This window comes from Acinetobacter sp. ANC 4779 (assembly GCF_004331055.1).
In the GTDB taxonomy this organism is placed as follows: Bacteria; Pseudomonadota; Gammaproteobacteria; order Pseudomonadales; family Moraxellaceae; genus Acinetobacter.
This window is the reverse complement of sequence record NZ_SJNU01000006.1, coordinates 51,641-72,629: the sequence shown is the minus strand read 5'-3', so window position 1 is coordinate 72,629 and position 20,989 is coordinate 51,641. Positions and strand designations below refer to the sequence as shown.

Annotated in this window: 15 protein-coding genes and 1 tRNA gene; 9 read left to right on the top strand and 7 right to left on the bottom strand. The window is 39.2% G+C overall.

The window, feature by feature from the left end:
• Positions 1-237: 237 nt before the first annotated feature.
• Both E0H80_RS08620 and E0H80_RS08615 read right to left on the bottom strand, forming a co-directional pair.
• Positions 238-1,566 carry a hemolysin family protein gene (locus E0H80_RS08620; RefSeq protein WP_067868062.1) on the bottom strand — a complete coding sequence of 443 codons (1,329 nt, stop codon included), beginning with the start codon at positions 1,564-1,566 and terminating at the stop codon, positions 238-240.
• Positions 1,567-1,694: 128 nt separating this feature from the next.
• Positions 1,695-2,684 carry a LysR family transcriptional regulator gene (locus tag E0H80_RS08615; RefSeq protein WP_067868059.1) on the bottom strand — a complete coding sequence of 330 codons (990 nt, stop codon included), beginning with the start codon at positions 2,682-2,684 and terminating at the stop codon, positions 1,695-1,697.
• Between the two features lie 800 nt (positions 2,685-3,484).
• Here E0H80_RS08615 and E0H80_RS08610 point away from each other — a divergent pair.
• Positions 3,485-5,086 (top strand): isocitrate lyase, encoded by a 1,602-nt coding sequence (locus E0H80_RS08610; protein WP_131364945.1) that lies wholly within the window; start codon positions 3,485-3,487, stop codon positions 5,084-5,086.
• Between the two features lie 141 nt (positions 5,087-5,227).
• On the opposite strand, the gene E0H80_RS08605 is transcribed toward E0H80_RS08610, so the two are convergent.
• A complete protein-coding gene (locus tag E0H80_RS08605; protein ID WP_131364943.1) occupies positions 5,228-5,602 on the bottom strand; it encodes a diacylglycerol kinase in 375 nt (124 codons plus the stop codon).
• Between the two features lie 539 nt (positions 5,603-6,141).
• Between E0H80_RS08605 and E0H80_RS08600 the strand changes: the two genes are divergently transcribed.
• Complete coding sequence (locus E0H80_RS08600) at positions 6,142-9,243, top strand: multidrug efflux RND transporter permease subunit (protein WP_131364942.1); 3,102 nt, start codon at positions 6,142-6,144, stop codon at positions 9,241-9,243.
• A gap of 249 nt (positions 9,244-9,492) precedes the next feature.
• A complete protein-coding gene (locus E0H80_RS08595) occupies positions 9,493-10,083 on the top strand; it encodes a DUF4112 domain-containing protein (RefSeq protein WP_131364940.1) in 591 nt (196 codons plus the stop codon).
• Between the two features lie 418 nt (positions 10,084-10,501).
• Here E0H80_RS08595 and htpX read toward each other — a convergent pair whose 3' ends face one another.
• The gene (gene htpX, locus E0H80_RS08585; RefSeq protein ID WP_067868046.1) at positions 10,502-11,407 is read right to left on the bottom strand and encodes a protease HtpX; all 906 of its coding nucleotides are present in this window, start codon (positions 11,405-11,407) and stop codon (positions 10,502-10,504) included.
• Between the two features lie 141 nt (positions 11,408-11,548).
• A complete protein-coding gene (locus E0H80_RS08580; protein ID WP_131364938.1) occupies positions 11,549-12,412 on the bottom strand; it encodes a lytic transglycosylase domain-containing protein in 864 nt (287 codons plus the stop codon).
• A gap of 500 nt (positions 12,413-12,912) precedes the next feature.
• Here E0H80_RS08580 and ttcA point away from each other — a divergent pair, with 500 nt between their 5' ends.
• A complete protein-coding gene (gene ttcA, locus E0H80_RS08570) occupies positions 12,913-13,833 on the top strand; it encodes a tRNA 2-thiocytidine(32) synthetase TtcA (protein WP_067868038.1) in 921 nt (306 codons plus the stop codon).
• Positions 13,834-14,048: 215 nt separating this feature from the next.
• Positions 14,049-14,432 carry an SCP2 sterol-binding domain-containing protein gene (locus tag E0H80_RS08565; RefSeq protein WP_067868035.1) on the top strand — a complete coding sequence of 128 codons (384 nt, stop codon included), beginning with the start codon at positions 14,049-14,051 and terminating at the stop codon, positions 14,430-14,432.
• 59 nt (positions 14,433-14,491) lie between these two features.
• Here the strand turns inward: E0H80_RS08565 and E0H80_RS08560 are convergent, their stop codons facing one another.
• A complete protein-coding gene (locus tag E0H80_RS08560; protein ID WP_131364934.1) occupies positions 14,492-15,601 on the bottom strand; it encodes a transglycosylase SLT domain-containing protein in 1,110 nt (369 codons plus the stop codon).
• 365 nt (positions 15,602-15,966) lie between these two features.
• Between E0H80_RS08560 and greB the strand changes: the two genes are divergently transcribed.
• The 3 genes from greB to E0H80_RS08545 all read left to right on the top strand — a co-directional run bounded on the left by greB (position 15,967) and on the right by E0H80_RS08545 (position 18,191).
• Entirely contained in the window at positions 15,967-16,461 is a 495-nt protein-coding gene (greB, locus tag E0H80_RS08555; protein ID WP_131364932.1) for a transcription elongation factor GreB, read from the top strand.
• 90 nt (positions 16,462-16,551) lie between these two features.
• Positions 16,552-16,642: transfer RNA gene (locus E0H80_RS08550), tRNA-Ser, on the top strand.
• A 157-nt stretch (positions 16,643-16,799) separates the two neighbouring features.
• The gene (locus E0H80_RS08545; protein WP_131364930.1) at positions 16,800-18,191 is read left to right on the top strand and encodes a hypothetical protein; all 1,392 of its coding nucleotides are present in this window, start codon (positions 16,800-16,802) and stop codon (positions 18,189-18,191) included.
• Between the two features lie 187 nt (positions 18,192-18,378).
• On the opposite strand, the gene E0H80_RS08535 is transcribed toward E0H80_RS08545, so the two are convergent.
• Positions 18,379-19,335 (bottom strand): LysR substrate-binding domain-containing protein, encoded by a 957-nt coding sequence (locus tag E0H80_RS08535; RefSeq protein ID WP_131364928.1) that lies wholly within the window; start codon positions 19,333-19,335, stop codon positions 18,379-18,381.
• A gap of 248 nt (positions 19,336-19,583) precedes the next feature.
• Between E0H80_RS08535 and E0H80_RS08530 the strand changes: the two genes are divergently transcribed.
• Positions 19,584-20,801: an acyl-CoA dehydrogenase gene (locus E0H80_RS08530; protein WP_131364926.1), complete on the top strand. Its 1,218-nt coding sequence runs from the start codon at positions 19,584-19,586 to the stop codon at positions 20,799-20,801.
• The last annotated feature ends 188 nt before the right edge of the window (positions 20,802-20,989 follow it).

Genomic DNA, 20,989 nt, shown 5'->3' with positions numbered 1-20,989 from the left:
CAGAGTTGAGTCATCAATGTTCGCTTGCTTTTATAGTGTTGTGAGGTAATCCAGCAAACCTAAATCAGCAGTACCATTGCCATTAGAATGATGAATGGTTGTGCATGTTTGGCAAAAAAACATTCACTTATATGAAGACTAGAAGAATAAAAACTGAATCAGGCAAGTAATGCTAATAAGAAAATATTCATTGTTGTTGTGTTTTAATTAATTTAAAATTTAATAAAAAAAAGCAGATTACTCTGCTTCTTGCTGAATTTCAATTTCTGCCGGTCTTTCAAGCAAGCGTGTTACCAGTAATTGGTCAATTTTAAAATGATCGACATCGACTACTTCAAATTTGTAACCCCCAAATATTACCGCATCTGCAGGACGAGGAATCTTGCGCAATTTATACATCATGAAACCAGCAATAGTTTCATAGTTTTCATCATCCGGCATTTCAGCAATTTCAAGCGCATGCTTGATGTCTTCAATGGGCGTGCTGCCATCAATTAGCCATGAATTATTGTCACGCTTGATAATTTGCTGATCCGCTTCAACCGTTGTTACCCAGTCGCCCATCACAGTAATCATAATGTCAGACAGAGTAATCACACCGACCACTAAGGCATATTCGTTAATCACAACCGCGAACTTTTCCTTAGTAGAGCGGAAGCGATCAAGTAATTCAGATAAAGTTAAAGTATCTGGAATGGTCAGTACACTACGAATGGTATTTTCATTGAGTTGCAATAAAGACTGATTGTTTAAAATACGGACTAAAATATCCTTGGCATCAATATAGCCAATCACTTCATCAATATTTTCACTGCACACTACAAATTTGGAATAAGGATATTGTGCCAGTTTTTGACGAATACTGGCTTCAGATTCTTTTAAAGTAAAGAACACCACATTCTCACGAGTGGTCATACTTGAAGGAACATTACGCTCTTCAAGTTCAAATACATTTTCAATGAAATGATGTTCTTGCTTTTGTAATACACCAGCTTGCGCACCGGCATCCATCACTGCAGAAATATCAGCAAAGGTAATGTTGTCATCACGGATGGTATTAACTTTAAACAAGCGAAACAATAAATTCGCGATGGCGTTGATGATCCAAGCCAGCGGTTTACAAATTTTGATGAAAATTTGAATCGGATTAATGACCGAGACTGCAATTCTTTCTGGTGCAATCATGGCCATGCGTTTCGGCATTAAATCTGCAAAAAGAATAAAAAGCGAGGTGACTAAAGTAAAGGAGAGGATAAAGCCAATGTTTTCAGTCCATGGTCCTTGATAAATGCGATTCACAAAATTCACGATATAAGGGCGAAATGCTGCTTCACCCAAAATACCACCGAGAATGGCAACGGCATTTAAGCCGATTTGAGAAGCGGCAAAAAAATCAGCCGATTGTTCTTGCAGGTCTAAAACTTTTTGAGCGCGTTCATCGCCGGATTCTGCAAGGATTTTAAGTTTGACTTTACGTGCACCGGCAAGGGCAATCTCAGTTAAAGAGAGAAAACCGGCTCCCGCAATCAGTATTACGATGATGAGGATATTCTGGAAAAGGCTCACAAATCCACCTGTAGATCATCATTATTATGGAGTATTTTTAACACAAAAGAATTAGAGGTAGTAACTAAATTACTACCTTGATCAGCACAGTATAATCTTAAAAAAGAAGAATTTAAGAATTTTTACGATTAATAATGAGAAAATTGTGAGTTATTCATTAGAAATTCACGATTTTCTTCTTCAATCATTTGACGGGCTACATACAGAATCAGCTGACGCAACCAGCGGTGTGCAGGATGATGATGCAACAACGGACACCACGCCATTTTCAATTCAAATTCAGGAATATAAAATGGTGGGTCTTTAATCAGCAGGTTTGGATTGTTGGATTGCAGTTTTGCAATACGGCTGGGCAGTGTTGCAATCAAATCAACATTGGATGCCAAAAGCGCCGGCATTTGATAATGACGGGTAAAAACAGAAATCTTACGTTTTTGACCAATACGTTCTAAGGCTTGATCAATCCAGCCAAGACCGGCCTGTTTATCGGGATTGACACCGAAGCCAACGCCCATACCGGTTTTAGACACCCAGATATGTTGCGCATCTAAATAGCTTTTAAGATTTAAGTTTGCGCTGGCAGGGTGCTTGTTGTTGAGCAAACATGAAAAACTGTCACGCCAAACCAGAACCTGATGGAAACTTTGTGGAATTTCATTGAATCGGTTAATGGCTAAATCGACTTTACCTTGTTCCATGTCACGGTAAGACACATCACTTGGGGTTAAAAAGTCGAGAACCACATTCGGAGCTTCTGAACGCAATGCTTTAACCAGACGAGGAACTAGAGTCGCTTCGGCATAGTCAGAGGTCATGATACGGAAAACGCGATTCGAGGTATAAGGGCGGAATTCTGTACGAGGTTCCAAAATCATCGACAAATCAGCAAGTGCATCACGAATACGAGGTTGTAATTCTAAAGCACGTTCTGTCGGTGTCATGCCTTCAGAAGAACGAATTAAAAGCGGATCATTAAATAAATTACGTAGACGGCGTAAAATATTACTCATAGCGGGTTGGGTAACGCCCAATTGTTCCGCTGCGCGGGTAACATTTTTTTCACGTAAAAGAACATCAAGGTAAATTAAAAGATTGAGATCGACCCGCTCCAGATTCATATAAGAAATACCGATAATAAAACCATGAAATTATATTGATTATGCCATAAGCGGTGGGGCTTGTGTAGGAAATATGATGAAGAAAAAACCGCTATAAAAGTGAATTTATTATAAATATTAGTCATTTTATAGGAGACGAATTCTTGATCATTATCAATTGGTTTTTAAGCAGAATAAAATATAAATTTGAGAATTTGCAGACCTTCAATAAAACGAGTTTAATGTTTAATTTTCGACTTATACAATTCAGTCAAATAGAGCAGTTCTAACTGTATCGCTTTTAATTAAATGCAAAGGCTTTGAGCTGAAAACTGTATTTCATATATTTATACTGAAAAATGAAATGACTTTTCTATAGCTCAGGTTTTGAATGGATAAAAGATAAGAACTCATTATTTGATGAAATAAAATACAATTGTATTTTTAAAATACTGAGGATTAAAGAATAAAAAACAGATAAAAATGGAGCATAGAGCTATTTTTAATAAACCCTATACTTAGGTCTAATGAAGAATAAAACAGCATAATGATTATTTGTTATACAAAAAAAGACTTTTTCTTTTTTTAATATAATATTTAAAATGAGTAACTTATAAGATATGGTGATAATTATAATTAGACTTTAATCTATGTATTTTTTAAATAAATACCGAAGATTCTTGCAGACTATTGGATTAATCATTGGACTGCATCTAAGCTGTGTCCATTGCAACGAAGCGCTCTAAATCTGAACAAATCAATATCTTGCAGATTTAGTCCTTTGATTGATGAAATCCTAAAATTATATACAGGAAAATATCATGACTACATACCAAACAGCGATTGACGCAATCCGCGAATTAAAAGCAAAATTCGGCGCTACTTGGCGCGATATTAGCCCAGAAGATGCTGCGCGTATGCAAATGCAAAACCAATTCAAAACTGGTTTAGACATTGCTAAATATACTGCTGCTATTATGCGTCGTGATATGGCTGAATATGATGCTGACTCTAGCAAATACACTCAATCTTTGGGTTGCTGGCACGGTTTCATCGCACAACAAAAAATGATTGCAAACAAAAAATACTTCGGTACAACTGACAAACGCTACATCTACTTATCTGGTTGGATGGTTGCTGCACTTCGTTCAGAATTCGGTCCATTGCCTGACCAATCTATGCACGAAAAAACTTCAGTATCTGCATTGATCGAAGAAATCTACACTTTCCTTCGTCAAGCTGATGCGAAAGAATTAAACGATTTGTTCCGTGCGCTTAAAAAAGCCAACGAAGCAGGCGATACAGCTAAAGCTGCTGAAATCACTGCACAAATCGATGGTTTCCAAACTCATGTTGTACCAATTATTGCAGACATCGACGCTGGTTTCGGTAACGAAGAAGCGACTTACTTGCTTGCTAAGAAAATGATCGAAGCGGGTGCGTGTGCACTACAAATCGAAAACCAGGTTTCTGATGCGAAACAATGTGGTCACCAAGCAGGTAAAGTAACTGTTCCTCACGAAGACTTCATTTCTAAGATCCATGCACTTCGTTATGCATTCTTAGAAATGGGCGTAGAAGAAGGTATTATTGTTGCGCGTACTGACTCTGAAGGCGCTGACTTGACTCAAAAAATCCCAGTGGTTAAAGAGCCAGGTGACATTGCTTCTCAGTACATCGGTTTCTTAGACACTGTTGAAATTGATATTGCTGATGCGCAAGAAGACGAAATCTTAATCAAGCGTGATGGTAAATTACACCGTCCTAAGCGTTTACCTTCTGGTTTATATCAGTTCCGTGCTGACACGCAAATTGACCGTGTTGTACTTGACTGTGTATCTAGCTTGGAAAATGGTGCTGATTTACTTTGGATTGAAACTGCAACGCCAAACGTTGACGAAATCGCTCACATGGTGAACCGTGTACGTGAATCAGTTCCAAATGCGAAACTTGTGTATAACAACAGTCCATCATTCAACTGGACTTTAAACTTCCGTCAACAAACTTATGACCGTTATGTTGCTGAAGGTAAAGATGTATCTGCATACGACCGTGCTAAATTAATGAGCGCTGAGTATGACGAAACTGAATTGGCTGCTGATGCTGACGAAAAAGTTCGTACATTCCAAGCAGATGCTTCTCGTGAAGCGGGTGTGTTCCATCACTTGATCACACTTCCGACTTACCACACTGCAGCGCTTTCTACACATGAGCTTGCTAAAGGTTACTTCGGCGACCAAGGTATGCTTGCTTATGTTGCTGGCGTACAACGTAAAGAAATCCGCGGTACAATCGCATGTGTTAAACACCAAGCAATGGCTGGTTCTGACATCGGTGATGATCACAAAGAAATCTTCGCTGGTGATAACGCGCTTAAAGCGGGCGATGACTCTAAAAACACAATGAACCAATTCGGTGGCTAATCCTGCTGAGTGATTCAAAAAAAAACCCTGCGAAAAGCAGGGTTTTTTTATAACTGATCAAAATAGAATAAAAAAGACAACATAAAAATATATTCCCTCTATTATTTTATGTAGTTAATCTCTCGATAGGCAGTGAAAAACTTAGGGCACTAAAATAAGCAACCAGGTAAAGAAAATAATCGCCAGAGCGACAAATTGCGCAGCACTGCCCATGTCTTTGGCATTTTTAGACAACTCATGTCTTTCCAGAGAAATACGGTCTACCACTGCTTCAATCGCTGAATTAAATAATTCAACAATCAGTGCCAGTAAACACACCGCAATCATCATGGCTTGCTCTACGCGCGATACATTAAGAAAAAAACTAGCAGGAATTAGAATCAAGTTTATAACTACGATTTGACGAAAAGCAGCTTCATTAATAAATGCAGTTTTAAAGCCAGCAATAGAATAATGGGTGGCATGGATCACACGCTTAAAACCAGTTTTGCCTTTGAAGGGGGAATATGAGTTCATAACTAAAATTTTCATTAATTTCAGACAACATAGAACAGATTTATTAAACCAAGATTAATTTCAAATGTATTATTATTAAATTTTTTCATGAAGAAAATATGTAACATCAAAATGTTAGGAAGTTTTTTTTTGTAGATATTATGTTGTGATTCCTCAATTTGACGCCTAAAAAATATATTTTTAGACAAGGTTTCCATAAACTGACGGGATCTAATTAAATTTAGATTGAGTCAAGGGACCGCGCCTGGAGAATTGAATAAAGTTAATCTATTTCAGGCGCTGAGGGTGGATGTAAAAAGCGATACTGTTCAAGCAAGTATTAACAGTAGGGTGAAAAAAGACAGGGAATGAACTGTAGGATAACTTGAGATCAGATGGCACATCTTCATCGTTTCTCCTTATTTATGACAAAAATTGTTTTTTCTGTTAATTGTTATTGTATTTTGACTTTTAGTCACTGAATATCAATATGAATGAGCGACCTTAGAATTTGTTTTAAGGTGTAGCAACATCACTTCTTTAAACTGCGATCAAGTCATATGCTGTCGAAATTCTTTATTCAACGACCTATTTTTGCCGGTGTACTGGCCATCATTGTGATGGCTTTTGGGCTTTTTGCAGTGTTGAATTTACCTGTAGAGCGCTATCCGGATATTGCACCGCCGCGTATTACCGTGAGTGCAACCTATAATGGCGCTTCGGCAGAAACCGTGGAAGAAAGTGTTACCCAAGTTTTAGAACAACAAATTAAAGGCATTGATCATCTGCTTTATTTTAGTTCAAGTAGTGATTCATCAGGCCGTAGCCGAATCAGTATTAGTTTTGAAAATGGTACAGACCCCGATACCGCACAAGTTCAAGTACAGAATTCAATTAATAGTGTGGTAAGCCGATTACCTGAAGATGTTCAGCGTCAGGGGGTGAATGTATTTAAGTCGCTTGGCGATACCCACATGGTCATTGGCTTGTACGATGCCTCGGGTAAAAGTGACAATATTGCCTTGTCAGATTATATGTTGACGCATTTGGAAGAAGAGCTGGCGCGAATTGAAGGGGTTGGTGAAGTTGATGTTTTTGGTTCGCAATACGCAATGCGTATTTGGCTGAACCCTTCAAAATTAAAACAATACAATTTGATGCCCAGTGATATTCGGGCAGCAATTGAAGCACAAAATACTCAGGTGGCTGCTGGGGCAGTGGGTGACTTGCCGACGGTCAAAGATCAATATTTAAATGCCAAAGTGACTTCCGGCTCACGTTTAAAAACTGTGCCTGAATTTGAAAATATTATTGTTAAATCTGCTCGAGATGGCAGTTTTGTCTATTTAAAAGATGTCGCACGTATTGAGTTAGGTGCTGAAAATTATCAATCATTCAATACCATTAATGGTTTTGAATCTGCCGGGATGGGGATTTCTTTATCATCAGGTGCCAATGCCTTGGCCACTTCAGCCTTAATTAAAGCGGAGGTCAATCGTCTTTCGACACAATTGCCTGAAGGCTATAAACTGGTTTATCCACGTGACAACACGCCCTTTGTACAAGAGTCAATTAAGGAAGTCGTCAAAACACTGTTTGAAGCCATATTGCTGGTAATTGTAGTGATGTTCATCTTCCTGCAAAACTGGCGTGCCACACTGATTCCTGCCATTACCGTACCTGTGGTCATTTTAGGCACCATGGCGGTACTCTATGTGCTAGGTATGAGCATTAATACCTTAACTTTATTTGCCTTGGTATTGGCAATTGGACTTCTGGTCGATGATGCCATTGTAGTCGTGGAAAATGTCGAGCGCCTGATGCATGAGAAAAACTTAACGGCCAAACAAGCATCAATAGAATCTATGCAAGAAATTAGTAGTGCACTGATTGGGATTACCCTGGTGTTGACTGCGGTATTTATTCCCATGGCATTTTTTGGTGGCTCGACCGGCGTGATTTACCGCCAATTCTCAATTACCTTGGTTGCAGCCATGGCTTTGTCTTTAGCGGTCGCCCTTATTTTAACACCGGCTTTATGTGCGCTGATTTTAAAGTCTAATCCACAACCGGCTAAATGGGCGCTGTGGTTTAATCAAAAACTGGACAATTTAAAACATCGTTATCTTAAATTATCGAATATGACCATTCAGCATAAAGCGATTTGCCTAGTTATGTTCGCAGCTCTTGTTGGTGTTTTTGCGTTGTTTTATCGTGCTTTACCGACCAGTTTTATTCCCAGTGAAGATCAGGGGATTTTAAGTGTACAGTTTAAATTGGTCGATGGCGCACCGATGTCGAAAAGCCGTGAAATAGGCGAACAAATTCGACAATATTTTCTGGAACAGGAAAAAGACAACGTAAATTTGGTGATGATTCGCTATGGGCGTAATTTTTCCGGCACGGGACAAAATCTGGGGCAGGGTTTTATTGCCTTAAACCACTGGGATGAGCGTTCTGGAGCTCAGAATTCAGCGCAAGCCATTCGTGAGCGAGCTTTAAAACATTTCAAAAAAAATACCAATGCACAAATTAATGTCAGCATGCCATCTTCAGTGAGTGGTTTAGGTCAGACCGATGGATTGGATTTTTGGATTCGCGATGTGAATGGTCAGGGCCGTCAATTTCTGGACACTCAATTTAAGCAATTGCAGGAACAGGCCAAACAGTATTCTACCTTTGAAAATCTGGATAAGCGGTCTAATCCGGATAAAGCCGAACTGAAAGTGAATGTGAATCAGAAATTGGCAATGGCCAATGGACTATCACAAGCTGCAATTAACAGTACCTTGTCCAGTGCTTGGGGCGGCAGCTATATCAATGACTTTATCGACCGTGGCCGGATTAAACGCGTGATGATGCAGGGAGATGCTGAATTTCGTTCTAAGCCAGAAGATTTGCAATACTGGTATGTACGTAATGATTTAAATCAGATGGTGTCATTTAGTAATTTTGCCAATGTGACTTGGAGTGGCGGACCTGAAGTGGTGAACCGTTATATGGGATATACCGCACTGCAAATGGAAGCCGATACCACAAAAAATGTCAGTTCGGGACTTGCCATGCAAGATGTGGCCAAGCTGGTTGCACAGCAACCAGGTATTGATGTGGCATGGAGTGGTTTATCTTATGAAGAGAACAAATCCAGTAATCAGGCGATGTTACTTTACCTGATCTCGATTGGCTTTATTTTCCTGTGTCTGGCTGCACTTTATGAAAGCTGGTCGATTCCTACTGCCGTGATGAGTGCCATTCCTTTAGGGATTGGCGGTAATATCCTGTTTAGTTATTTTATCGGTTTTCCCAATGATATTTATTTTCAGATTGCTTTACTCACCACCATTGGACTGTCATGTAAAAATGCCATCTTAATTGTAGAGTTTGCATCGCTGGCGCAGGATCAGGGGCGTAGTGTCATTGAAGCTGCTTTGGAAGGTGCAAGTTTGCGCTTACGTCCCATTCTGATGACTTCACTTGCCTTTGGCGCAGGCGTGATTCCCTTGGTCTTTGCCTCGGGTGCAGGGGCCGCCAGCCGCCAGGAAATTGGAGTCAGTGTTTTGGGCGGAGTGATTTTTGCAACCATCTTGGTGCTGATTTTTATTCCATTCATGTATGTGCTGATCCGCACTTTATTTAAAGGCAAAGCTCAAAAGGAATCTTAAGCAATCTCGATCATCTCATAGGCATTATCCTGATGATGCTTATTGGATGATAATGCGCAGCGCTAACCATGCAGCAGTGAGCGGATAATTAAAGCGGATTTGAATCAAGAATAGCGTTCTGATCAGGAATCCTGATTTTTCCTTGTAGGGCATTAAACTGCTTTATTCATCATATCGATACAGATCAATAAGACAGGATATGATGTAATCTCAAGTGTTTAGATAATACTTTCCTTGGAATTGAGGCTTATGCCAGAGCAACAACAAAAAAAACTCAGCCAGCAAGAAGTGGTGCGTCTAGAGCGGGACTTGGCCAAGTTTGCCAATATGATGGACTCGGTGGTGCGGATTCCGTTTACCAAGCAAGGGGTCGGGGCAGATGCTGCTTTAAGTACCATTCCCATTGCCGGAGATGTCGCAGGTTTTGTCTTGACCTGCTATGCCATTTATAAGGCCAAGCAAATAGGGGTGCCACAAAGCAAGCTGAATCCGGTGCTGAAACTGGCTATGCTGGATGCAGTGGTGGGTTTTATCCCTATAGTGGGAACAGTTTTTGACGTTTTTATCCGTCCCAGCCGTAAAGCTTTAGCGATTGTGCATGAGCATATCCGAGAGGAATATCAGATTCGCAGTGATTCACATGTGGTGCATCCATTTTTGCATGAAAGTCTGGAAAATAAACAGCATAACTCAGCCTTTTGGCGAAATCCTGTGGTGGCCTGGTTATGGCTGCATATCCCTGATATTTTGGGGGCAATCGTAGTGGTGTTGATGCTGCTTGCGATGTGGTTTGGTTTGAGCAGTTTGTGGCAATGGTTTCAAGGATTGAATGCTTTTTGATTTTTAGTGGATAAAATTTATGGATTATCTTACTGCATTTATCCGCCATCAATTTTGACTTGACATGTGATTTTTATCGCATGCTCGGTTATCAATCCAGTCAATGGATGATTTTGAATATGCACAGTTTAAGTTTAGAGTTTTTCAGCATCCAAGCGAGAGCCAGAAACTTCTTGGCATAGGGCGTGTATTCGTGTTCAGTCGTTAATTGTGCTTTATCGGGCTTGGCAGGGTTTAAGTTGGCCTGCATTTGTAAGCACGAATCACGGCTATAAAACACTTAACTGAAATAGAGATGTGCTGTGTGATTGATATCAACGGCAGTCAGTTGCGTTGTATTCAGCAGCATTAAAAAAGCCTCCATGTGGAGACTTTTCGATATTCAATTTAATCAACCAATATTTTTGGTCAAATAATATTATGGGCAGTTAAGCTGATGTAGGGCAGCGACACGTTGTTCAATCGTTGGGTGGGTCTGGAATAAAGCTGCCAAGCTGAAACCTTCTTCTTTACCTTCTGCAATTGCAAATGCTTTCATTTCTTTAGGCATTTGATCAGGCAACTCTGATTCTGCCTGTAAACGTAATAATGCAGAAATCATGGCTTGTTTCCCGGCTAAACGCGCACCCGCTTCATCGGCACGATATTCACGCTGACGCGAGAACCACATTACGATAGAAGAGGCCAAAATACCAAACACGATATCCAGTACAATGGTAATACCGAAGTAGGCCAGCCCCGGTGCTTCGCCGTCTTCACGACCAAACACGTTACGGTCAATAAAATCACCAACGACACGTGCAAAGAACATCACGAAGGCATTGACAACACCCTGAATCAGGGCAAGGGTCACCATGTCACCATTGGCAACGTGACCAATTTCATGCGCAAGTACCGCACGAAGTTCGTCTTTGTTCATTCGTTCGAGTAAACCCGTTGAAACGGCTACTAAAGCGTCGTTTTTGTTCCAACCTGTGGCAAAAGCATTGGACTGATAAGAAGGGAAAATACCCACTTCTGGCATATTGATACCAGCGCGTTGCGACAATTGCGCAATTTCTTGTAATAACCATGCTTCTGCTTGATTACGAGGCGCATTCGGGTCAATTAATTCTGTCCCAGTGGTTTTTTTCGCCATCCATTTTGACATGAATAGGGAAATGATAGAACCAACCATACCAAAGACAAAACAGATGACCAATAGGTTGCCTAGATTTAAGCCACCCGCGCCATGGTAACTACCGACACCGAAGAGTGACAAAATAATGCCAGCTACCACCAGTACCGCGAGGTTGGTAAGCAAGAACAAACCAATCCGCATCATTGAGAGAATCCTCTTATAATAAAAAAATAATCTGATTTATGAATCAAAAATCATGTTTGTAAATATGAGGTGTAAGCCTTAAAAATTCAAGGAGAAAAATTAAGTAATTCTATCTAATAATACAGATTCAAAAGGTCTTGCTTAGTCAGTAATTGAAATTCTAGCTGAAGCTGTAGCGTGTGCTGTGGAATAAGAACCCGTAGGAGCATCGGTGAAACTGCCATCAGCTGCCATGATGATTTGTCGTTGTGCACTGTAATGCGGCGTAGAGTTCGATGCTGTTGACTCATCAGAATTAGATTGCGCGATAATTCTTCCATTTTCAGGAGGAGCGTTATTACTTGAAATTGTAGAAATTCCATTTGAGTACAGATTGCTGAAACGACTGCTAACCCGTCTTACATAATCTTGGGTTTCTTTAAACGGAGGAATACCACCATATTTTGCCACATTGCCTTCACCGGCATTATAGCTGGCTAAAACCAAGGAAGTATTACCGTTAAAGCGTTTCATCAGCCAAGACAAATATTTTGCCCCAGCCATGATGTTTTGCTGGGGGTCATATGCATTGGAAACATTAAAGCGCCGCGCCGTTGCAGGCATCAGTTGCATCAATCCTTGTGCACCAACAGGGGAGCGCGCATTGACATTAAAGCCGGATTCAGTATGCATGACCGCTTTAATTAAGCCCTCAGAAATACCGTGCTGTGTGGCTGCCTGTTTAATAATAGGGTCAAAGGCATTTTTATTACGGCTATAGCTTGGAAGTACCGAAGCTTCAGAGCTTCCCCAGTTGCTATAACTATGCATATTACTGTCAGGATAATAAGTCTTTTTTTCCACTTTTAAATGACTGTATCGGCCCTGTTTATTGGTGAGCAGGGTTGTACCATTCGATTCTTTTAACTGATAAATGGTTTGACCAGCATAACTGGTCGCTGTAACAGAATTCACTGTTACACACCCCAATAAATAAAAACCTATGCTTAGAATGTTATTTTTCATTTTTTTATATAGAAAAAAATCTGCTCCAGACAGTTCAACAGGAGTTTAACAAAAAAACACACAATTAAAAGCATTCTGGAATTTATTTCTCGGCAAGTTTGTAAAAAGCAAGTGCTAATTGCAGAGATAGTAATCAAAAAATATTTTAATTTTTTTTTAATAAGGATAACTTGACACATTTAAGGCATTGATTTTTATACGTATTTAAATTGATCAAAAAATGATCAATTTAAATAGAAGCCTTAAACAATAGGTCAGACACCCTGTCAAGCCTTTTGAAATCCACAAAGTTATCCACAGCTTTTGTGGACAACTGTGGAAAAGTACAATTGGTAAGCATTGTGAGTAAAATTTGAACTGCATCGTCCAAAATAACACGTGGTTGATTACGTGAAAATGAAATCAATAAGCAATTTTCAGAAATTACATTCTTTTGGTGCGATGTGAGGTCAGATCGGATAAAATTGCGCGGAATTTTCATTTATGGGTAAATCGCGTCTATGTACTCGCCAGTTGAGTCTGAACAAGGATTTAATTTCAAACCAGAACTGCCAACAAGTTCGGCATATTACCGTTTGTTGAAAAAGCTTCGCCGCCAAGTCGGTCATGCCATTCGTGATTTTAAAATGCTCGAAGAAGGTGACAAGGTGATGGTATGTATTTCTGGTGGTAAAGACAGTTATACCTTGCTTGACATCATGTTGCAGTTTAAACGCATTTCACCCATAAATTTCGATGTCGTTGCGGTGAATCTTGACCAAAAGCAGCCGGGGTTCCCTGAAGATGTCTTGCCCCGTTATTTGGAAGAAAATAACATTCCTTATTATATTTTGGAAAAAGACACCTATAGCATTACCAAAAAATTGACCCCTGAAGGTAAAACGTATTGTGCAGTATGCTCGCGTTTACGTCGTGGTTCGCTATATGGTTTTGCCCAAGAAATTGGCGCGACCAAAGTGGCTTTAGGTCATCACCGTGATGACATTATGGCAACTTTCTTTTTAAACTTGTTCCATGGCGGCAGCTTAAAAGCCATGCCCCCTAAACTTTTGTCATCTGACAAGAAGAATATCCTGATTCGCCCACTGGCTTATGTGGAAGAAAAAGACATCATCAAGTATGCAAACATGCGTCAGTTCCCGATTATTCCGTGTAACTTATGTGGTTCACAGGAAAATTTACAACGTGCCATGATCAATAATATGCTGCGTGAATGGGATGCCCAATATCCGAAGCGTTTACACAGTATTTTTGGTGCCATGCAAAACGTATCGCCGTCGCAACTGGCCGATCGTGAGCTGTTTGACTTTGAAGCTTTAGATGAACAACGTGAAATTGATTTCACCGGTAGCTGTTCAACAGAAGATGAACCAGAAAGCAAACGCATCAATATGGTGAACTTAGGCTTTGCTGCTGAATAATCGTCGTGGTAGACACCAGTTTTAGGATTGGTGTCTATTTATATATTTGATTCAGTTAAATAATGTATTAGAAATATAAAAATTGAACGTATCGTGCAAAAAACTTTAAGCAGAAAACAATTTTACATGCTATAACAATCCTCAAGCATAAATAGCTTCACAAAGATGTTGTCTGGATAGGCGACACAAATGAACGAATAAATTGAGGAAAGATCATGCCTACCTTTTTAACTGATGATTGGTTTTCAAATGTAGAAACCTTAACTGCTCAAGCGGGTGATTTAAACTTGCCACCTGCATTGGCAAATTTAGCAATTAACTTGGTGGTTACAGATGTACAAGGCAATACAGAATTGTCTTTGGATGGTGGTGCAATCAAAAAAGGTTTATCTCCAAATGCGAAAACCACTTTGAATATGGATGGTGAAACCCTTCGTAAAGTATTCTTAGAATTTGATATGGCCGCTGCTATGCAGGCATTTATGACTGGCAAAATTAAAGTTCAAGGCGATATGTCACAATTGATGGCCTTACAAACTGCCAAGCCAAGCCAAGAACAAAAAGATTTGTTTAAAAAAGTGCTTGAGCAAACTACTTAAGAATTTTATACAAAAAAAAGCTTACCTTAGGGTGAGCTTTTTTTTGTATCGAGAAGATATTAAATATTCACTAATGGTGTGGTTTTAATATGTTCTAAATAAGAGCGGATACGTGTCACATATTGTACCGCTTGACGGTAACGGCCATTGCTGGCTTTATTACGATCTAAGTAACTATACAGATTAACCCAGTTATTTGGATTTTTACCTTGTGCACGAATACGCTTTTGAATCTGATTCACGGCACCCGGTCCCATGTTATACGCCACCAGCGCATACCAGTTACGATCAGGAAAAGGAACGTCCGAGTAACGACTTAACATCTGGTCGTAATACTTTGCACCCCCTTCAATACTTTGAGCGGGATCAGTTCGGTTACTCACGCCCATGGCTTTTGCAGTACTGTTGGTTAGCATCATCAAACCGCGAACACCGGTAGGCGAAACGGAATTCGGTTTCAGGTAAGACTCCTGATAACCAATAGCTGCTAATAGATGCCAGTCTAAATCATATTTAGCTGCGGTAGTTTTAAAGCTGGCTTTATAAATCGGCATACGCTTATTCAGATCACGCTGAATTCTACCCCATGATTCTTCTTTAACTGCATTCTGGTTATAGAATGAAGCCAATTGTCGAATTGCACCCGATTGTTTGCCTTTGCAGACAAAACCACTCGCAGTTTGGGTGAGTGGATCATCAGCCTGTTTAAACACCCAATTCAGCTTTGTATTTAGACCATTTTTTTGCAAGCTGCCAATATCACCACAAGTTGCAGAAAAAGAAGTTAAACGCTTCTGTTCAATTGAACCGAGATCTGCGGTGGTCATGGCAAAGTTGGCTTTACCTTGCGATACCCATTTGAGTGCAGTCGTATTATCCGGTACGGTTTTAAAGATCAGCTTAACATTTAAGCTGTTGGCATAGTTGCGTGCCAGGTCATAACCAAAACCATGTAGATGCGCACCATCTTTAAATACGGTGGTCGAATTTTCCACTGCAACGACGGTGAGTTGCTTGCCGTTAACTACAGAATCGTACTGGGACGTTTTACTTGCATTAATACTATGAAACGGAATTAACAGGGTACTGAATGCAAGAATTTTTAATGAGAGAGAAGATTTTAAAGAGTTAAGGCAAAGCCTCACCCCAGAAGTTGAACTACTGTGCATGTTGTCTCCGCTACAAGTAATTTATGCCCTATAAAGCAAAGGCGAATATGCCTCAAGCTTCTTCAAGTTTGATAAATTCAATAAGGGTAGGGCAGTCATGACGTCATTCAAAAATGACATTGGATTAAAAGGAGAATAATGTAGAATTTCTACATAGATTAAAAAATAAGCGATTTAAAAACATGCGCGAATAATAAGGGCGAAAAATAAACTTGTCAAATTTTGTACTAAGATTTTTGGAAATATGTAACATAAAGAATTAATTTAATTGAAGAATTAATTTTATAAACTTTAGTTATGTGTAAATAGCGGATAAAATGGACCATTCTTGTAAATAAATTGTAAGTTAAGCATCAAAAAATACTATGAAATCTAACTTAATTACACGTTCTGGACATGACAAACTTGTCGCAGAATTACAACATTTATGGCATGAAGAACGACCAGAAATTACCCAAAAAGTGAACTGGGCAGCGAGTCTCGGCGATCGTAGTGAAAACGCTGATTATCAATATAATAAGCAGATTTTGCGTAAGATTGATCGTCGTGTTCGCTACTTGGGCAAGCGTTTAGAAGAGCTTAAAATTATTGATTTTTCGCCTGAGCAAGAGGGTAAAGTGTATTTCGGTGCCTGGGTGGACATTGAAAATGATGAGGGCGAACAAAAAACCATACGTATTGTTGGCGTGGATGAAATTTATGATCACCATCCACAGCATATTTCAATTGATTCGCCGATGGCACGTGCTTTGCTTGGAAAACAAGTCGATGATGAAGTGGAGGTTTTGATACCCTCTGGGAAAAAACAGTGGTATATCAATCAAATTCGCTATGAAAAGCCCGAAAATTCAGCAAATTAATATATTTTGTTTTTATTTTAATCACTTGATAAGAAAAAAGTATAAAAGTGTTTGCCAAGTTGAGTTTTTATTTATATCATAGCCGCCATTGGAAGCGTGGCAGAGCGGTTTAATGCACCGGTCTTGAAAACCGACGAGGGCTTATACCCCTCCGTGAGTTCGAATCTCACCGCTTCCGCCAAATATCAATGACTTAGCCCCAATTTTCGGGGCTTTGTTGTTTTTGGGGTTTATGCAACGTAAGCCTGTAGTAAGCATAAAAATAAATACTAAACTTATATAAATTGTTAAAATCAAATCAAAACAAATTAAATCATTAATAACGGAATAACTAACTTATGACACCATTTTCAATCGAGTTAGCAATTGAGAAAATTATAGATAAAAATTCTAAAGAAAATTTTTTAGAAGTGTACAAGTGCTATGAAGCTGGATGCTATAGAGCTGCTGTTGGTTTACTGTGGTCTGTAGTTGTAACAGATATAGTTTCAAAATTGCAAAAGGTTGAAATAGATTTTAATGATTCCACAGCCCATAAAATTTTAGCCGAAATAAAAACTAAACAACAAAAAAGAGAAAAAGGAAGTGATTGGGAGCAGTCTATTGTTAAAGATGTATATGAGCGAATGAAATTTTTTGACCAAGACACATATGAAAATCTTTTGCATTTACAAAAGAAACGTCATTTATGTAGTCATCCTTTGATTCAGGAAAGCGATAATAAGTTATATACGCCGACGCCTGAAGAAACGAAGTCATTCATCCGTCATGCGCTTGAAGATTTACTTATAGTTCCAGCAGGATTTTCAAGACATGCTCTTAAAGATTCTATTTTGACAGATATTGATAAATTACGTGAAGCCGGATTAGATATTGATTCATTTAAAGATGTAATCCAAAAAAGATATATAAAACATCTGCCAAAGGAAATAGTTCCCATTCTAATAAAAGAATTATGGAAATTTTGTTTTATTAAAAGTGATCCTAAAATTGATGAAAATCGACATTTTAATGCAGAATTTTTATTTCAAATAATTGGACATTATCCTGAGCAGTGTAAGGAAGTCTTTCAAAAGGAAGATTATATAAATAAGGTAACTACAGACGACAATATCTTGTATGTTTATATAGCTTTACTATCAAGATTTGAGTTTATTTATGATCTACTTGATTCTAGTGGGAAAGCAATAGTTTCTAACTATTTAACTAAAAATGAAAAAATGAAAATTTATTGTCCATTTTTGTCTAAAAATATTTCTGAACACCTAAAAGAATTTTTACCGAAAGCAACTCATGAAACATTCAAGTATTTATTAAAACTATCAGATAAATTTTTAGTTAAAAATGAAGTTATGATACTAGGGATAGAAGAATATGGTAATTCTCCAAGTTATGATGAAGCAGATGCTAATTTTAATATTTACGTTGAGGATTATATAAATGATTATGACTTTAAAATGTTTCAAAAATATTTAGAAGTAAGTGAAAATAACTCACAAATTTACGATAGACGAAAATTCTATGGAAGTAATAATTTAGTTTATAAAATGTTATTTAAAAAATATGAAATATTAATGGGATATCACGGAATAGATTCAAAGAAATTTCCTAAATTTTTTAGCAATGTTGATAAAGTTAATATTGAGAAACAAGTAAAAGAAGAGGAAAAACCTGAAAAAGATTTTTTAAGCGCATTGTTGTCAACTGATGATAGTGATCTACCATTTTAATTATGTCTAGTATCGTCAACTAATTGTTGTTGATGTGGTACAGCGATAGCTTCCCACTCATCATAAGATAAAATAGCAGGAAAAGCGCCTACTAACTGAATAGTAGTCGCTTTGTTCTTTCTGTTGGTTTCGACTTTAGCTAAACGCCTTTGAAAACTTTTTAGCACCTTAGCCTTTAAGCATAGCTTTATACATCAACTTCATTTCTGCTCGCTGCAATCTGTAATTCCTGTTGAATCCAATCAATAAATTTTTGGATCAGTGGAGAGGACTCTTGACTAGAATGTACTAAATAATAAGAGCGGCTTCCTTCCAGTTTTTTACTGGAGGCAATGACTAATTCTTTATTATGTAATTCTGGATTAATCAGTATTTGTGGAATGAGCGCCATACCCATGGATTGCTTGGCTGCAACCGCTAACATGGAGAACAGTTCATGCCGATGACCATCATAGGATTTTGGATGAAATATTTGATGGGTTTTAAACCATTCATGCCAAATGGTCGGGCGCGTGGTTTGTTGTAATAGCGCAAGCTGAATTAGCTGTTCAGGACTTAAATCATAGCTGTATGCATTAATCATTTGCGCATCTGGGAAGTTTTTTAAAATCAGCTGCGGGGAGCAAACTGCAATCAGATCTTCTTTCATGAGGTAATGGGTTTGTACACCTGGCCAGTGTGCAATTTGTTGCGGAGTTCCTGCATATATTGCAGCATCAAAGATAGTTTCATTAAATAAGAAGGGCTTGGTGCTGGTTTCTAAATGCACGGTAATTTCAGGATAAATTTCGTTAAAGCGGTGCAGTTTGGGAAGTAGCCAACAGGTTGCAAAAGTGGGAACCACCCCTAATTTTAGCGTTCCCCCTAAACCTTTGTGTGCCATGATATCTAAAGTACTTTGCTCCAGACCCAATAAATAAGGTTTGATCAGGCTGTAATACTGTTGTCCTGCAAGGGTCAGTTCAACGCCATGTCGGGTACGGGTAAATAATTCAAGTTTGAGAAATTCTTCCAGTTGTTGAATTTGCCGCGACACTGCACTTTGGCTAATGCACAGTTCTTGTGAGGCATGCGTATAACTGGCATGTTTTGCTGCCGACTCAAAACACAATAAACTTTGTAAAGAAGGGATGTGACGACGCATAGATAAATCCTTTTATCTGAACCAGATATTTTAAAATTGCATATGATGATGCGAAACCTATCCAACTTTAGTCTAAAAATTGAATAATGCTGGATGAATACAGTTGCCAAATCTATTGTTATCTATCTGCTCAAAACTAGATATGCGTAAATGGTATATCTGCATGCAAATTTATCGTTTGATAGAATCATTTTTTCGCCATAGCATCGAGTCAGATAAATAGAACCTGATATCGAGCAGAGGAAGCGATGAATCAAATGATCAATGTGAAAAAAACAGCAAAGTTTAACTGGCAAGACCCATTTTTAATCGAGCAGCAACTGACAGAAGAAGAGCGCATGATCCGCGATTCTGCCCATGCCTATTGTCAGGACAAATTGTTGCCGCGGGTACTGGAACAGTTCCGTCATGAACAAACCAATGTTTCCATCTTTCGTGAGATGGGGGAATTAGGCCTATTGGGCCCGACCATTCCGGAAGCCTACGGCGGTGCAGGGCTGAACTATGTCAGTTATGGCCTGGTGGCACGTGAAATTGAATATGTCGATTCAGGCTACCGTTCCATGGCCAGTGTACAAAGCTCGCTGGTGATGGTGCCGATCAATGAATTTGGTTCTGAAGAACAAAAGCAAAAGTATTTGCCCAAACTGGCAAGCGGTGAATACATTGGCTGTTTTGGGCTTACAGAGCCGGATCACGGTTCTGACCCGGGCAGCATGATTAGCCGTGCCAAAAAGGTAGAGGGCGGTTACCGTTTATCGGGCGCGAAAATGTGGATTACCAATAGCCCGATTGCCGATGTGTTTGTGGTCTGGGCCAAAGAAGTTTCCAAAGAGGGTAATGTCGGCGAGATTCGTGGCTTTATTCTGGAAAAAGGCTGGGAAGGGCTTTCTGCTCCAGCGATTCACGGCAAGGTCGGTTTGCGTGCTTCAATCACCGGTGAAATCGTGATGGACAATGTTTTTGTGCCTGAAGAGAATGCCTTCCCGGAAATCCGTGGTTTACGCGGTCCATTTACTTGTCTCAACAGTGCACGTTACGGGATTGCCTGGGGTGCAATGGGCGCAGCAGAGTTTTGCTGGCATACCGCGCATCAATACACCATGGACCGTAAACAGTTTGGCCGTCCATTGGCGGCAAACCAGTTGATCCAGAAAAAACTGGCCGACATGCAGACTGAAATTGCCTTGGGCTTGCAAGTGGCATTACGTTTCGGTCGCATGAAAGATGAAGGTATTGCTTCGGTGGAAGGCACCTCGCTGATTAAACGCAATAACTGTGGCAAGGCACTGGATATTGCACGACTGGCACGTGACATGCTTGGTGGTAATGGGATTAGTGACGAGTTTGGTGTGGCACGTCATCTGGTGAATCTGGAAGTAGTGAATACCTATGAAGGTACCCATGATGTGCATGCTTTGATTCTGGGGCGTGCACAGACAGGTATTGCCGCATTCGGTAATTAAATCATTCTGAACAATAATCTGGATGCTTATTCGTAGGCATCCTAGAGACGGTTCGTCTCAAAAAAATCAATAATGAACTTAAATTAAAGGATTCATCGTGAAATATTCTTGTAAATCTGTACATTTATACGCTTAAAGTTCAAACGGAATGATAGAAAAACAATAAAGAACCCAAAGTAAATGTAGGG